Source organism: Geobacillus jurassicus NBRC 107829, from assembly GCF_001544315.1.
In the GTDB taxonomy this organism is placed as follows: domain Bacteria; phylum Bacillota; class Bacilli; order Bacillales; family Anoxybacillaceae; genus Geobacillus; species Geobacillus jurassicus.
On sequence record NZ_BCQG01000002.1, the window covers coordinates 88,916 to 103,805 of the forward strand.

Here is a 14,890-nt window from a genome sequence, read left to right on the forward strand (position 1 = left end):
CTCATTCCCCTCCCGAAAGCAAGCGAATTTCATAGTTGGGCATCACGAGTTCCCCGTCTTCCGCACGAAGGCAAACCGTGCCTTCACGTGGAATGACGTTCACTTTCCAACCGTTTTCCGTCTTCACCGTTTGTCCCTCGCGCCCCATCGCCTTGGCGATCCAGCTAAGCAACGTTTTCCGCACATATGGGGTCACCTCTGGAAGCTCGGCGAGCACGATTTTTCCATCGGTCACAAGCTGCTTCAGCTCGGCTTCCTCGCGTGCTTTTTCTTCCAAATAGCGAAGGCGCGCTTCTTCTTTTTCCCGTTCTTTCTCTTCAATCGCCTGCGGCTTTTTCTTTTCCCCATAATGGCGGACGCGCGGTTTTGTCACCCATTCGGCTGGCAGCTCGTCCCACACGTCGCGGTATATATTGTCGGTCGCCCCCGTATCGGCGACGAGATGTTTCGTATGGAAACAGCCGAACACAACCGCCGACAGGCAATGCGCCTCTTCGATCGAAGAAAGCCGCGAGAACCAGCGCGCCAAATGCAAGTAGTCGCCCTTGCGGCTGCGGAAATGGTGATGCCGCTCGCCAAGCCGCTGCACGACGCGCGTCAGGCGGCGAATCGCCTCGTTCGTCTGATATTGCAAAAACGAAAGCTCGCTCTCGCGCCCGTCACGGCCTAAAAACCATTCGCGCAGACTTCGCCACGTCTCCCGCTTCTCCTCGATGAGTTCGGCACGCGACGGCAATGCATCGGCAAAACGCGGGATGGAGCGCTCATAGTCGACAACATGCTCGATGAATCGGTGAATCCCGTCTTCCGGCAGGTCTTCGAGCAATTGTTCAATTTGCATCGACGTTTTTTGCAAGGCGACGATAAAATCGCGCAAATAGGCGGTAAACTGCTCCTTATAGACGAGAAACGACTCTGAGGTCATTCGCTCTTCCAAGTTTTCGCTATGCAAATAAGCGATATAGTCGGCTGAGTTTTGAATGATTTTCTTGAAATAATCGAACGTCTCTTCCCATACTTGATGCATTTCGTCCGGTTTTTCTTGAAAATCAGAAGCGATGATCGTTTCGATGCGGGAAAGGGAGGCATACAAGCGGTCAAACCGCGTTTTCTCCAGCGACCCCCCAAACGAATCCCCAAGCTGCTCGAGCGTGCGGATCATCCGTTCGATTTCAACCGTATACGGGCTGCACTGATAGCGAAACCGCTTTTTCTTAAACTCTTCTATCGTCCGCACATGAGAGGTCTCTTGGCGGGCGATCAAGTTGTTCCATTTGACGAGCTGGTCGAGGTCTTGTTGCAGCTCCTCCTCGGTGTAATCGGCAAATTCCTCGTGCTGCTTTAAAAAGGCGTACACTTCTTCCGGAAACAAATATTGCCGCATCCGCTCGTGCTGAATGTAGAAATAGCGCAAAATCGCCCGGTAGCGGTGCGCGTTTTCGGTCGATAAATATTTTGTTTCGACAATGGGCTTCAACCATGAGGCGTCCATCTCCGTCCACCTTCGCTTCCGTTTTTTCCTATGTCTATTGTAACGATTCATCCCGCTCTTTTTCTAGCCAAAACCATTTTCCTATTTTTTCTCGCCATCGGTGCGCGTTTTTTGTAAAATAGAGGCGAAAAGGAGGTGAAACAAATGGAGGCGTTGCTAAGAGAAATTTTGCATGAAGTGAAAGCGACGCGCGTGGCGGTCGAGTCGCTCGAGCAGCGAGTTGGCGCCTTGGAGGGGCAAGTGGCCAATCTCAATGAACGAACGGGCGCTCTTGAAGTGCAAGTGGCCAACCTTAATGAACGAACGGGCGCCCTTGAAGTGCAAGTGGCCAATCTCAATGAACGAACGGGCGCCCTTGAAGTGCAAGTGGCCAACCTTAATGAACGAACGGGCGCTCTCGAAGCGCAAATGGCCCAGCTCAATGAGCGAACGAGCGCCCTTGAGCACCAAGTCACTCAGCTGAACGAGCGGACAAGCAACCTTGAGCACCAAGTCGCTCAGCTGAATGAGCGCATGGGCTCTGTTGAACACCAAGTCGTCCAATTGAACGAGCGCATGGGCACCGTGGAACATCAAGCCGCCCAATTGAATGAGCGCATGGGCACCGTGGAACATCAAGCCGCCCAATTGAATGAGCGCATGGGCACTGTCGAACATCAAGTCACCCAGTTGAATGAGCGCATGGACTCTGTTGAACGTCAAGTCGCTCAGTTGAACGAGCAGACAAACACCCTTGAACAACGAATCGACCTGCTTTATGAGCGCACGAACGAAACGAAGGCGATTGCGGAAGCGCTCCGCCACGGGCAAGAAGTGCTGGCCGCAAAATACGAGGCGATGGCCCACGATCTTCACCATATGAAAGGCGACCTCACCCATATCACATCCATCTTGGAAGAAAAAGTGCTGCCTGCCCTCGCCGAACATGAAGCGGGATTGCATGTTTTAAACGCCCGCGTCTTCAAAACGGAAAGCGCCCTTCATCGCCTTGTTCATGCGTAACGCGTTCCCCACAGAGAAATGTTCAACACCTATTCCCTTTTCACTAGGCAGCCGTAGGCTGCCGTTTTTTATGCGAAGCCCACGGAACCATTGGCCTTATCATAAACGTTGAATGACACAACCACGCCTCTCGTCGTTAATGGCGCTCATGGAGAAAGAAAAAACACCTGTTCGAACATCTCGAATTCGGAGTATTCGGGAGGATTCGAAAGCATTCCGGAGCATTTTTCAGCATCGGAAAGGAGAGAGCGTTCATCGCCGTGAGAGAAAGCGACAGGCAACGATATCGACCGATACCAAATTTGCCAGCTGTGCCCAAATTACGGTATCCTTTGTTTGCGACGCTTTTTCATCCCCTCCGCGTCCTTTTGCCGCCTTTTCTTTTTTTCATCCCCCCTTATGACACTAACGGAAAAAGGAGGAAAATGGTGTTGCGAAAATGGTTCATGTCTTTGCTCGCTGTCGGGCTTGTTTTCGGATTGGCAGCCTGCAGCGGAGAAAGTGATGCGAAAGGGAAAATCGTGATTACTGGAAAGAAGTTTACCGAGCAAGTCATTTTGACGCATTTGCTGGCGGAGTATGTGAAAGCCAACACGGATTTGGATGTTGAGGTGAAAGACAGTTTAGGCGGCGCGTTTATGCTCCAGCAAGCCATCGAAAACGGGGATGTCGACATGTATGTCGAATACACGGGGACTGGGTATTTGAACATTTTAAAACAGCCGTACGATCCCGCAAAGACGCCCGAACAAATTTACAACGAAACGAAGAAACTATATAAGGAAAAATACAACATCGCTTGGCTCAAACCACTCGGATTTAACAACACGTATGCGTTGGCGATGAGAAGAGACCTCGCCGAAAAGCTCGGGGTGAAAACGTACTCCGACTTGGTCAAGCATTCGTCCTCCCTCACGTTCGGGTCGGACGCCGAGTTTTTTGAGCGAAGCGACGGCTATGACGGGCTTGTCGATACGTACGGATTTCACTTCAAAAAAACGGTCAATATCGACCCGGACTTGCAATACGAAGCGGCGAAAAACGGCGAGATTGACGTCATCACCGCCTACACGACCGATGCCCGCATTAAAAAATATGATCTTGTTGTATTAAAAGATGATAAACATTACTTCCCGCCGTACCACGCTGTGCCGATCATCCGCCAAGAGGTGCTCGATGCCAACCCAGGACTGGAAGAAAAACTGAACAAACTGACCAACATTTTGACCGATGAAAAAATGATGAAATTAAACGGCGAAGTCAACTTGGAAGGAAAGCAGCCGCGCGAGGTGGCGATTGACTTCTTGAAGAAGGAAGGACTGATTGACTAGAAAGCGAGGAATGCCCATGATTCGCTTTGAAAACGTGACGAAACAGTATGAAGACGGGTTTGTCGCCTTAAAAAATATCAATCTTGACATCCGCAAGAGGGAGCTTGTTGCCTTGATTGGGCCGAGCGGGTGCGGAAAAACGACGACAATGCGGATGATCAACCGGTTGATCGAGCCGACATCGGGCAAAGTGTATATCGACGGGCAAGACATTTCCGAGCTTGACCCGGTCGAACTGCGGCGCAACATCGGCTATGTCATCCAGCAAATCGGCTTGTTTCCGCACATGACGATCGCGGAAAACATCGCCCTCGTGCCGAAGCTGAAAAAATGGGAAAAACACGCCTATGAAAAACGGGTTGACGAACTGCTCGAGCTCGTCGGGTTAGACCCTTCGACGTTCAAGCACCGCTATCCATCGGAGCTCAGCGGCGGTCAGCAGCAGCGCGTCGGCGTCGTCCGCGCCTTGGCCGCCGAGCCGGATATCATTTTAATGGATGAGCCGTTCAGCGCCTTGGACCCGATCAGCCGCGAGCAGCTGCAAGATGACATCGTCCGCCTGCAAGAGGAAATCCACAAAACGATCGTCTTTGTCACCCACGATATGGATGAGGCGATTAAAATCGCTGATCGGATCGCGCTCATGAAAGACGGGGAAATCATCCAGTTCGCCACACCCGACCAAATGCTTCGGCGGCCAGCGAACTCGTTTGTGCGCGAGTTTATTGGGGAAAACCGATTGCTTACAAAGCAGACGGCCGTGCCGACGGCGGAAGATTTAATGTCGGCGGATGTCGCGACCATCTCCCCGCGGCGCGGCTTGGCCGAAGCGTTCCGATTGATGAAAGCGAGAAAAGTAGATAGTTTGGTCGTTGTCGATAAAAAGCAAGCCTTTCTCGGCATCGTCACGCTGAAACAAATCGAACAGCGCTATAATGAAGAGCATTTGTTAGTCGCCGACATCGCCGATTACGATGTGACAACATTGGCGAAAGAAGCGGACGTCACGAACGTCGCCGCCTTGTTTCAAAACCCGGATGTGCGCATTATCCCGGTGTTGGACGGCGACCGACTTGTCGGCGGGATTACACGCTCGAGCATGATGCGGGCGCTCGCTGAGTGGACGTTCCAGCAGCGCGCGTAAGGAACAGCGGGCAAATAGCCGGTGGAAACACCGTGCCGCTGCCTGGTGCTAGGAACTTGGCTCGGCCGCGGCTCCTTTCAAAAAGACGGCCCGTCTGCCGACAGGAATCGGCCGTTGGCGAAAATGAACCTTATCCATCTTTCGTCCTCAATCCATGACTAAGCGGCGGCTAAGCGCTGCCGCTTTTTCCGCCAAGGAGGGATACAATGGAGTTATTACAAACGTTTATCGAACGAAAAGAAGAAATTTGGATCGCCTTTCAAGAGCATGTGCTGCTATCGGCCATTGCCATGGGCATCGCGATTGCCGTCGCCGTACCGCTTGGCGTCGTTTTGACGCGCTGCCGGAAGCTCGCCGAGCCGATCATCGGCGTCGCCGCCATCATTCAAACGATTCCGAGCTTGGCCTTGCTTGGGTTTATGCTTCCGATTTTCGGCATCGGCAAACTGCCGGCGATCATCGCCTTGACGCTGTACGCCCTGTTGCCGATTTTGCGCAATACGTATACCGGCATTCTCGGCGTCGATCCGGCGCTTGTGGACGCTGGATGGGGGATGGGGATGACATCGCGACAAATTTTATGGATGGTCGAGCTTCCTCTCTCGCTCCCGGTGATCATGGCCGGCGTGCGCACGGCGACGGTGCTGACAATCGGCGTCGCCGCGTTGGCGACATTCATCGGCGCCGGTGGGCTTGGCGACTTGATCGACCGCGGCTTGCGCATCGCCGACAAAAACTTGATTTTAGCCGGCGCCATCCCCGCTGCGATATTAGCGATTTTGTTTGACTGGCTGCTGCGCAAAGTCGAAAAGAAAGTGACGCCGAAAGGACTGTAAACGATCCGTGAGCGTCGACTCCTAATTCGAAACACATACCGCCTCACAGCCCACAAACACGACCGCGCTTACGCAAAATGTTCTATGATTAAAAACAACTTGAAGAAGGTGTCCCCAAACGATCAGGACATCTTCTTTTCTCTGTGAAAATTACCTTTTAGGTCAGCCCCCTTGGCCGCTGACAAAGCGACCCTCACCGTCTTCCAAAAACAGCGGCTTGTTCGTGATGATTCATCAAAAGAGGCCAGCTTGGGTCAATAGAACGGACGACTAAGACACTCTACGTAACGCTTTTACCCGATCAGAAACGGCGGCCAACGGAATGGGGCCATCACCCAAACGGCTCAGCAACGAGTCGTTCCAAGCAAAACCTTTTTCCAATTTTGTCCACACCCTCTCACGCTTGTGTTCTGAGATCGGATTATTTTGAACGCAGCGTTGTCATACCTGTGATGACCCCTTCGTTCATGGAATACACATGATGGCATAGCGACTCGATATCTACTTTGTGGTGAGACGTCAACAAAATGGTGCAGCCTCTTTCGTTTTCTTCCCTGATAATCTCATACACTTGGTCTACCGATTTTTCATCCAACCCATTCATCGGTTCATCGAGCAACATGAGTTGCGGCTTCTCCATCATGCACTGCGCGATGGCCAGCCTTTGTCTCATTCCGAGAGAATACGCCTTCACCGGCCTTTTATCACGCGGATCTAGACCCACCCGTTCGATTGCTTCTTCCACCTCACGCTTGCCGATTTTGTTTTGAATCATGGCTAAAAAATGTAAATTATCGAATCCTGAGTATTGCTCAAGGAAACCCGGTTTTTCCAACAAAACAGCAATATCGCTCGGAAACGATACGTCTTGATGCAACGTCTGCCCAAATACCGTCACTGTGCCGCTGGACGGTTTGACAAGTCCGCTTATGACTCGAAATAACATCGTTTTCCCCGATCCGTTCGGCCCGACGAATCCATAAATCTTTCCTTTCTCCAACTCTAAGTTGATATTGCGCAAAACTTCCCTTGCTTTTATCGTTTTCGAAACATTGGACAAAACGACTGCCTTCATGTCAAAAACCTCCTAAATATAATCCGCGTTCTTCACTCTCTTGATCGTCCAATACCCGAACGCAATGATTGACAAGAGTTCCACGATCAAGGCAGACCACCATATCGAACTGCTCCGCACAAGATCCACCATGCTGTAGTACAAAGGAACAAAAGGCATCGGCATCTTGACACCCACAAAAAACAAAGCGAGAATGACGGCATTCGCTACATGATGGTTGGCATACACGTTCAACAACATCCACAAACCGGCATGCCAATATAAATTCACGGCGATGCCAATGAACATGAGCACCAGCGAACGGTCAAACGAAAACGACATATGCGCCACAAAAAGGCCGAAGCCGCCAGCGATCAAAAACACCGACAAGACATATCCCAATGTAAACAGGGCCCCTGCCAGCAGCCTAGCCATTGTATATGACGTCGCATCCCTCAACACAAGGAACAGTTTATGCTCAAAATATTTATCCCGTTTTTTCCAAACGATTTGGAGCAACACGATATAGCCGAAACAAATCATCAACCAATACATCCAATTGGAAAACGTCACCGCTCCAAATAAGCGGGCGAACAACTCCGATAGGCGTTGGGAAGAAAACGCCTCTGACCGACTGGACATCATAGCGCCCAACAGTGGAAACAGGAGGCAGGTGATGAAAATTCTTTTAGCATCGATTTTGATCAGGGTAAACTCCAAATCCATCGGCTTCATAAAAGATCATCCTGAACATAGTAGTTTTTTTGGCTTGACGAAAGACAAATGATATAGACCAACACCACCATCATCATAATGAGAAGCAAAATTGTCCAAACGGGAGCCGTCCGTTCGCTTATGTAAAACAAATAAGGGAGCATGTGCACAGTGAACATATCCAATATAGCCAGTATGATGACGGCAACGAAGGCGAAAAAGCGATTCCATCCAAAATCAATGAACGCTATAAACAACAATCCGTATATAGCTGTAATAAAAAAATACATAACAAGAAAGTAGGGAAACGAGCTTTTATCTCCGCTATGCGGCACGTACAAAAAAGCCGCATGGACGTTTTGTATATTGGGATAGATGATGTATTTCGCAAACGTTGTACATAATCCGCCTACTGCGGCAACCCAGAGAGACACGCCCCCTGCCAGAACGATGACCAACAACGCTTTATGCAGCCCGATTTGCCTTCGCGTGCGATACCTTCTTAGGACTACCCACGCATTAGTTTGAAGCGCGGAGCCTAAAAGAAACAAAAACGCAGGCAGATGAAAAAATTCATATCGATAGAGCAAGATAAAATCTTTAAGACTGTGCCACTTCCCAACCGTCACCATTCCTAACGGAAAGATGCCCGCCACCATCAACAAAGCCATAACACCCAAAATAATCTTGAGAACGGCTCGTTGTAACATCAAATCTTGCCAGACGAAAAAAACGTTCTGTCTAGAGAACATCTTCACTTTTCTTCACTCCATATGAAAATACCCCTACCGCAATCAACAATTGGAGGACAAACACGATGACGATTTTCCAATAGGACAATCCTTCCACTGGCTGTGAAGGAATTAAGAAATTAAACGGATCCCAGCCAAGTTGGCTGGTGATAGTCAGCGCCGCCCAACAAACCATATAAATGATTTGCGGCATCAAAGTAATCAAATATCGATTTTTCAATAAAAAAGAAAATCCCAAACCAAGACAAACGTAGCCGCCGGCAAACAACCCGCCCATGACATAATACGCGAGAACATACCAATAAGGGGAGATTTGCAATAAAGGAGAAAACAGGAGTTTCTTTTCCCCTTCAAATGAATTGTCTGGCAACGGCAACGTGCCATTGACCAATTGCCGGTAGGCCTGTGAAAAACTCGAATAATCCCAATGGTTCGTCAAAAGATTCACCAGCACAACTCCCAGCACGAGAGGAAGGAGGAACAGGAGGAAAGCACTAATGTAAGCAAACAGAAATTTCCTTCTGTAATAAACGTTTCTTCCCATCCGCGTCAATTGATAATGAACATTTCCGCTCTTTCGCTCACGATAAATCGAATCTACCAATGGAATCGACAACAATAGTGGAAAAAGAAAGTAATATAGAGATGAAAGTACATTAAAGCGGTAGCCCCCTAGACCAACCCATTCAAGGTGGGGGGAAGTCAAGGCGAAAACATTTGGGTCGTGATGATAAATTCGTTGAAGCAACTGCACGTTTTCACGATAATCTTTCACCCCCAACACAACGGCGCCAATGACGAGCAACAACAGGCAAGCCACGCTAATATAAAGGTTCCTATTTTTCAAAAGTTTGAGCAATTCCGCATACATCATATCATCCCCTAATTCTTCTGTTAAGGTCCGTCTTCTTCGTGATAATGGAAGAAGACGAACCCGATGAAGCAAACCGCTTTCTTATCCAAGTTGACCGAACATATCTATAACTCAATCAATTGTCGGGATAAAATTTGCCTGCGATGTCAACCGTAACGTAAGTGAAGGATGCATTTTCCGCCACTAATGAAACTTTTTTACCAACAGCGCTTTGATCGACCGTGAAATAACGCGTGTCATTGTCGGTTACATCCTTTGCCGTTGGCGACACTTTCGTCGAGCCTTGCTGAATCCACATATTGGCTTTATATTCAGCGCCAACAACCGAATTTTCCACTTTGCTTTTACTGTTCGTCGCTTTATTGGCGCTTGCTAATTCCGTATCGCCTTGAAAGCGAGGGAGAACCCCAGCATACGTAACATAAGATGCGGCGCTGACTCCCCCTACCACAATGAATGAGATAAAAGCAAGCAAAGCAGCAACTTTTTTAAGTCTTTGCTTCATGATTCGATCCCCTCTCCCCTAATCAATTTTTGAAAACGCAGGACCGGTCCTATGAAATATTATAAAGCTAAAAAAAAAAAAACAATAATTTAACAAAATTAACACCAAATGTCTCTATATCAAAAATTTCAAACTAGGGATTTTATCCATGCTTATAGAAGTGAACAGAACAATGATGAAGCGTCAGGGGGCTTGGAATATGGTTTTATGGCGGTATTATAAACGATTATTCACAGATACCTTGAAGCTTTAACATTTGTCACTCTTATCGAACGTTTGCTCGACTGTCGAGCGAACGAAGAACGCGCTTCCAGATCCCTAGGTCTGTAAAGCGCATGGTTGTTCAGTCTTCCGTCACGCCTTGACGTGACGGAGGCAAGCCTGTCGCTTGCCTTCGACAGCCGAAAATGGACAAACCGCTTTTCCGTCAAGGATATGTTAAACTTCTTCGTTGTATCTATAGTTAATAATGTTTTCTGCAACGAAAAAATACAGAGTTTTGCAAGGACAAGTGCAGAGAATGACAACTTGACATGGAGCCTCTGGGGGCGTGATTAAAAAGCCAGGAAGCCAGCAATATCAAGGGCTGGCTATGCCTAAAAAGGCTATCACACCCCCCACTCCATGTCAAGTTGGCCTAAGCCAAATTCTCTGCAGATCTCTGCATTTTTATTTTGCAATAAACATGTTAATAAGGCATTTCCACCAAAGGAAATGCCTTAAAGAATCTAGCATATTGATCATCGTGTAATATGGCGTTGAATAAGCATCTCCTGATGTCCGCTACTTCACCGCCACCGTCTGGCTTTGGCGAATGGCTTGGCGCAAGTCGTCCAAAATGTCGTCGATCGCTTCCGTGCCGACGGACAGGCGCACAAGGCCTGGGGTGACGCCGGCGGACAGCTGTTCTTCCGGGCTCAGCTGCTCGTGCGTCGTGCTGGCCGGGTGGATGATGAGCGATTTCGAATCGCCGATGTTGGCCAAATGAGAGAACAGCTTGACCGAGTCGATCAGTTTTTTGCCGGCTTCAACGCCGCCTTTGATTTCAAACGTGACGATCGCCCCTTGCCCATTCGGCAAATACTTTTTCGCCAGTTCATGCGACGGATGGCTTGGAAGGCCTGGATAGCTGACCGATTCGACCGCCTCTTCCTCTTCTAAAAACTTGGCGACGGCGAGGGCGTTTTCACTATGGCGCTGCATCCGCAAATGGAGCGTCTCCAGCCCTTGCAAAAGCAAAAACGCATTAAACGGCGACAGCGCCGCTCCTAAATCGCGCAACAGCTGGATGCGCGCTTTGGTGATGTACGCCGCTTCACCGACGGCATCCGCATACACCAAACCGTGGTAGCTCGGGTCCGGTTCGGTGAACTCCGGGAACTTGCCGCTTCCTTTCCAGTCAAACTTGCCGCTGTCAACAATAACGCCGCCGATCGAATTGCCGTGCCCGCCGATAAACTTCGTCGCCGAGTGGACGACGATATCGGCGCCAAACTCAATGGGCCGCAATAAGTATGGGCTCGCTACCGTGTTGTCGACAATCAGCGGGATGGCGTGGCGATGGGCGATGTCAGCCACCGCTTCAATGTCCAACACATCGTTTTTCGGGTTGCCGATCGTTTCGGCGAACAAGGCTTTCGTTTTGTCGGTGATCGCCCGCTCAAAGTTTTCCGGATCGGACGAATCGACAAACTTCACCGTAATGCCGAACTTGCGCATCGTATGGGCGAACAAGTTGTACGTGCCGCCGTAAATGGACGAAGACGAGACGATTTCATCGCCCGCCGAGGCGATGTTGATGATCGAATAAAACACTGCCGCCTGCCCTGATGAGAGCGCGAGCGCCCCGATCCCGCCTTCGAGTGCGGCGATCCGCTTTTCGAGCACATCGTTCGTCGGGTTCATAATGCGGGTGTAAATGTATCCTTCCTCTTTCAAGCCAAACAAATTGGCCGCATGCTCACTGTCGCGAAACACATATGAACTCGTTTGGTAAATCGGCACCGCCCGTGAGCCCGTCTCCGCATCCGGTTTTTGCCCGGCGTGAACGGCGAGCGTCTCCGGGCGGAAAGCGCGTTCTTCACTCATCGTTTTTATCCCCCTCTTTTTTGTTTCTTCCTCTCCCGCTCATCCTGGTGTCTATATCCAACTAATTCAGTTGGTTTTATATAAAAATCTACCATTTCCGCTGTGGGCTGTCAATTGTATTTTTCAAAAAATCTAAAAAATCTCCTTATAGGAGAAGCCCGCTGATTGGCGGGCTTTTCTTGTCATTTAGCGCTTCTTGATTTCTTCCACGAGCAGCTTATTGACAAGCGGCGGGTTTGCTTGGCCTTTCGTCGCCTTCATCACTTGCCCGACGAGGAAGCCGAGCGCACGGTCTTTGCCGTTTTTATAGTCTTCGACCGACTGCGGGTTGGCGTCCAGCACTTCGAGTACAATTTTGCGCAGCGCTCCTTCGTCGGAAATTTGCACGAGCCCTTTTTCTTTGACGATTTTCTCCGGGTCGCCGCCGTGTTCGACGAGTTCTTTAAACACTTTTTTCGCGATTTTCGACGAAATCGTACCGTTTTGGATCAGTTTGATCATCCCAGCCAAGCTTTCCGGCGTCAAGGCGATGTCATGGAGCTCTTTTTGCTCGGCGTTTAAGTACCCGGATACTTCGACCATGAGCCAGTTTGACGCCAGTTTCGGATCGGCGCCGTTCGCAACGGTCGCTTCGAAGAAGTCCGCCATTTCTTTTGTCAATGTCAACACTTTGGCATCGTATTCCGGCAAGCCGAGCTCTTTGACATACCGCTTCCGGCGGGCGTCCGGCAGCTCCGGAATCGAGGCGCGGACGCGCGCTTTCCATTCGTCGTCAATGTAAAGCATAACCAAGTCGGGCTCTGGGAAGTAGCGGTAGTCTTCTGATCCTTCTTTAACGCGCATCAGCACCGTCGTTTTTGTCGCTTCGTCAAAGCGCCGCGTTTCTTGGCGGATGACGCCGCCCGAAAGCAAAATTTTCTCCTGCCGCTTCGCTTCGTACTCGAGCCCCATGCGGACGAAGTTGAACGAGTTTAAGTTTTTCAACTCCGTCTTCGTGCCGAACTTGTCCGATCCGATCGGGCGAAGCGAAATGTTCGCGTCGCAGCGGAGCGACCCTTCCTCCATTTTGCAGTCGGAGACGCCCGTGTACTGGATGATCGCTTTTAGTTTTTCCAAGTAGGCGTATGCCTCTTCCGGCGAACGGATGTCGGGTTCCGAGACGATCTCGATGAGCGGCGTCCCTTGGCGGTTAAAGTCGACAAGTGAATAGCCGTCGCCTGTGTGGGTCAATTTGCCGGCGTCCTCTTCTAAGTGAATCCGGGTGATGCCGATTTTTTTCTTTTTCCCGTTCACTTCAATTTCAATCCAGCCGTTTTTGCCGAGCGGCTGATCGTATTGCGAAATTTGGTACGCTTTCGGGTTATCCGGATAAAAGTAGTTTTTGCGGTCAAATTTCGTTTCGGTCGCGATTTCGCAGTTTAACGCCATCGCCGCTTTCATCGCAAATTCGACCGCCTGGCGGTTCAAGACCGGCAGCACGCCCGGATACCCTAAGTCGATGACGTTCGTTTGCGTGTTCGGGGGCGCGCCGAACGCGTTCGGGCTGCTTGAGAAAATTTTCGATTTCGTTTTCAGCTCGACGTGCACCTCAAGTCCGATGACCGTTTCAAAGTTCATCACCTAACCCCCCTTACAACACCGGTTTTTGCTTATGGTAGTCCGTCGCCTGCTCAAACGCATGGGCGACGCGGTAGACGGTGCTTTCATCGAAGTGCTTGCCAATGATTTGCAAGCCGACTGGCAAGCCGTCGACAAAGCCGCACGGCACAGAAATGGCCGGCACGCCTGCCAAGTTGACCGGAATCGTCAAAATGTCGTTCATGTACATCGTCAGCGGATCGTTTGTTTTCTCGCCGATTTTAAACGCCGGCGTCGGCGTTGTCGGACCGATGATGACATCATATTGTTCAAAGACGTTCTCAAAATCTCGTTTGATTAACGTCCGCACTTTTTGTGCTTTTTTGTAGTACGCATCGTAATAGCCCGAGCTTAACGCGAACGTCCCGAGCATAATGCGGCGCTTGACCTCCGCTCCAAACCCTTCGCTTCGTGTCAGTTTATACATATCGATCAAGTTTTTCGCGTTGTCCGTCCGGTAGCCGTAGCGCACGCCGTCAAAGCGAGCGAGGTTCGCCGATGCTTCCGACGAAGCAAGCAAATAGTACGTCGCGAGCGCATATTTCGAATGCGGCAGGGACACTTCTTCCCACGTCGCACCGAGCTTCTCAAGTACGTTGAGCGCCTCAAACACCGACTGGCGCACGCCTTCTTCGACGCCTTCGCCTACATATTCTTTCGGCACGGCAATTTTTAAACCTTTAATATCTCCTGTCAGCGCCTCGACATAGTTCGGCACCGGAATGTTCGCCGACGTCGAGTCCATCGGGTCGACGCCAGCGATCGCTTGCAATAAATAGGCGTTGTCTTCGACCGTGCGCGTAATCGGGCCGATTTGGTCGAGCGACGACGCAAACGCGACGAGGCCAAAGCGCGAGACGCGGCCGTATGTGGGCTTCAGTCCGACGACACCGCAAAACGCCGCCGGCTGGCGGATCGACCCCCCCGTATCCGAGCCTAACGAAAACGGCACTTCACCGGCCGCCACCGCCGCCGCCGAACCGCCGCTCGAGCCGCCCGGAACGCGCTCTAAGTCCCACGGGTTGCGCGTCAGTTGAAAACCAGAGTTTTCCGTCGACGAGCCCATGGCGAACTCGTCCATGTTCAGCTTCCCGACCGTGATCGTCCCTGCGGCGTGCAACCGCTCCATGACGGTGGCGTCGTAGATCGGGTCAAAGTTGTATAAAATTTTGCTTGCGCATGTCGTGCGCAGTCCTTTGGTGACGATGTTGTCTTTAATGCCGATCGGCAAGCCGAACAGCGGGTTCGTTTCTTCGCCCTTGGCGAGCTGGTCATCCAACTCTTTCGCTTTCGCCCGCGCCTGTTCTTCATTTAACGTTAAAAACGCTTGCACTTTCTCTTCCACTTCGCCGATGCGGCGGAACGATTCGTCGACTAAATCGGAAATCGATACTTCCTTTTTCTGCAGCAACGTATGTAATTCCGACACCGTATGATCAAAAAGCGGCATAAATCCCCCT

13 protein-coding genes are annotated in these 14,890 nt (G+C 50.5%); 4 read left to right on the forward strand and 9 right to left on the reverse strand.

Annotated features, from left to right (window positions below; genetic code table 11):
• Window position 1: 1 nt before the first annotated feature.
• Window positions 2-1,492 carry a TIGR02677 family protein gene (locus GJ1_RS01070; protein WP_066227300.1) on the reverse strand — a complete coding sequence of 497 codons (1,491 nt, stop codon included), beginning with the start codon at window positions 1,490-1,492 and terminating at the stop codon, window positions 2-4.
• 144 nt (window positions 1,493-1,636) lie between these two features.
• Between GJ1_RS01070 and GJ1_RS01075 the strand changes: the two genes are divergently transcribed.
• From GJ1_RS01075 to GJ1_RS01090, 4 genes are all read left to right on the forward strand, one after another.
• Window positions 1,637-2,494 (forward strand): hypothetical protein, encoded by an 858-nt coding sequence (locus GJ1_RS01075; protein WP_066227303.1) that lies wholly within the window; start codon window positions 1,637-1,639, stop codon window positions 2,492-2,494.
• A 428-nt stretch (window positions 2,495-2,922) separates the two neighbouring features.
• Window positions 2,923-3,825 (forward strand): glycine betaine ABC transporter substrate-binding protein, encoded by a 903-nt coding sequence (locus GJ1_RS01080; RefSeq protein ID WP_066227401.1) that lies wholly within the window; start codon window positions 2,923-2,925, stop codon window positions 3,823-3,825.
• A 16-nt stretch (window positions 3,826-3,841) separates the two neighbouring features.
• Window positions 3,842-4,969: a betaine/proline/choline family ABC transporter ATP-binding protein gene (locus GJ1_RS01085; RefSeq protein ID WP_066227305.1), complete on the forward strand. Its 1,128-nt coding sequence runs from the start codon at window positions 3,842-3,844 to the stop codon at window positions 4,967-4,969.
• A gap of 206 nt (window positions 4,970-5,175) precedes the next feature.
• Window positions 5,176-5,805 (forward strand): ABC transporter permease, encoded by a 630-nt coding sequence (locus tag GJ1_RS01090; protein ID WP_066227308.1) that lies wholly within the window; start codon window positions 5,176-5,178, stop codon window positions 5,803-5,805.
• A gap of 421 nt (window positions 5,806-6,226) precedes the next feature.
• On the opposite strand, the gene ccmA is transcribed toward GJ1_RS01090, so the two are convergent.
• From ccmA to gatA, 8 genes are all read right to left on the reverse strand, one after another.
• Window positions 6,227-6,880 carry a heme ABC exporter ATP-binding protein CcmA gene (ccmA, locus tag GJ1_RS01095; RefSeq protein WP_066227311.1) on the reverse strand — a complete coding sequence of 218 codons (654 nt, stop codon included), beginning with the start codon at window positions 6,878-6,880 and terminating at the stop codon, window positions 6,227-6,229.
• Window positions 6,881-6,892: 12 nt separating this feature from the next.
• Window positions 6,893-7,594, reverse strand: a complete 702-nt coding sequence (locus GJ1_RS01100) for a hypothetical protein (RefSeq protein WP_066227313.1) — start codon at window positions 7,592-7,594, stop codon at window positions 6,893-6,895.
• A complete protein-coding gene (locus tag GJ1_RS01105; RefSeq protein WP_066227316.1) occupies window positions 7,591-8,331 on the reverse strand; it encodes a hypothetical protein in 741 nt (246 codons plus the stop codon). The genes GJ1_RS01100 and GJ1_RS01105 overlap by 4 nt, the downstream gene beginning before the upstream one ends.
• A complete protein-coding gene (locus GJ1_RS01110; RefSeq protein ID WP_066227317.1) occupies window positions 8,315-9,196 on the reverse strand; it encodes an NADH dehydrogenase in 882 nt (293 codons plus the stop codon). The genes GJ1_RS01105 and GJ1_RS01110 overlap by 17 nt, the downstream gene beginning before the upstream one ends.
• A gap of 118 nt (window positions 9,197-9,314) precedes the next feature.
• Window positions 9,315-9,704, reverse strand: a complete 390-nt coding sequence (locus GJ1_RS01115; RefSeq protein ID WP_066227320.1) for a hypothetical protein — start codon at window positions 9,702-9,704, stop codon at window positions 9,315-9,317.
• A gap of 783 nt (window positions 9,705-10,487) precedes the next feature.
• Window positions 10,488-11,792, reverse strand: coding sequence for a homocysteine synthase (locus tag GJ1_RS01120; protein ID WP_066227323.1), 1,305 nt, complete (start codon window positions 11,790-11,792; stop codon window positions 10,488-10,490).
• Between the two features lie 186 nt (window positions 11,793-11,978).
• On the reverse strand, window positions 11,979-13,409 hold the full coding sequence (gene gatB, locus GJ1_RS01125; protein ID WP_044732430.1) for an Asp-tRNA(Asn)/Glu-tRNA(Gln) amidotransferase subunit GatB: 1,431 nt from the start codon (window positions 13,407-13,409) through the stop codon (window positions 11,979-11,981).
• Between the two features lie 13 nt (window positions 13,410-13,422).
• Complete coding sequence (gatA, locus tag GJ1_RS01130) at window positions 13,423-14,880, reverse strand: Asp-tRNA(Asn)/Glu-tRNA(Gln) amidotransferase subunit GatA (protein WP_066227326.1); 1,458 nt, start codon at window positions 14,878-14,880, stop codon at window positions 13,423-13,425.
• Window positions 14,881-14,890 lie beyond the last annotated feature (10 nt).

Excerpts from the sequence above, each read along its gene's own strand:
- GJ1_RS01090 (WP_066227308.1), top strand. The coding sequence starts at position 5,176 with ATGGAGTTATTACAAACGTTTATCGAACGAAAAGAAGAAATTTGGATC.
- GJ1_RS01075 (WP_066227303.1), top strand. The coding sequence starts at position 1,637 with ATGGAGGCGTTGCTAAGAGAAATTTTGCATGAAGTGAAAGCGACGCGC.
- GJ1_RS01100 (WP_066227313.1), bottom strand. The coding sequence starts at position 7,594 with ATGAAGCCGATGGATTTGGAGTTTACCCTGATCAAAATCGATGCTAAA.
- gatB (WP_044732430.1), bottom strand. The coding sequence starts at position 13,409 with ATGAACTTTGAAACGGTCATCGGACTTGAGGTGCACGTCGAGCTGAAA.
- ccmA (WP_066227311.1), bottom strand. The coding sequence starts at position 6,880 with ATGAAGGCAGTCGTTTTGTCCAATGTTTCGAAAACGATAAAAGCAAGG.
- GJ1_RS01085 (WP_066227305.1), top strand. The coding sequence starts at position 3,842 with ATGATTCGCTTTGAAAACGTGACGAAACAGTATGAAGACGGGTTTGTC.
- GJ1_RS01070 (WP_066227300.1), bottom strand. The coding sequence starts at position 1,492 with ATGGACGCCTCATGGTTGAAGCCCATTGTCGAAACAAAATATTTATCG.
- GJ1_RS01115 (WP_066227320.1), bottom strand. The coding sequence starts at position 9,704 with ATGAAGCAAAGACTTAAAAAAGTTGCTGCTTTGCTTGCTTTTATCTCA.
- gatA (WP_066227326.1), bottom strand. The coding sequence starts at position 14,880 with ATGCCGCTTTTTGATCATACGGTGTCGGAATTACATACGTTGCTGCAG.
- GJ1_RS01110 (WP_066227317.1), bottom strand. The coding sequence starts at position 9,196 with ATGTATGCGGAATTGCTCAAACTTTTGAAAAATAGGAACCTTTATATT.
- GJ1_RS01120 (WP_066227323.1), bottom strand. The coding sequence starts at position 11,792 with ATGAGTGAAGAACGCGCTTTCCGCCCGGAGACGCTCGCCGTTCACGCC.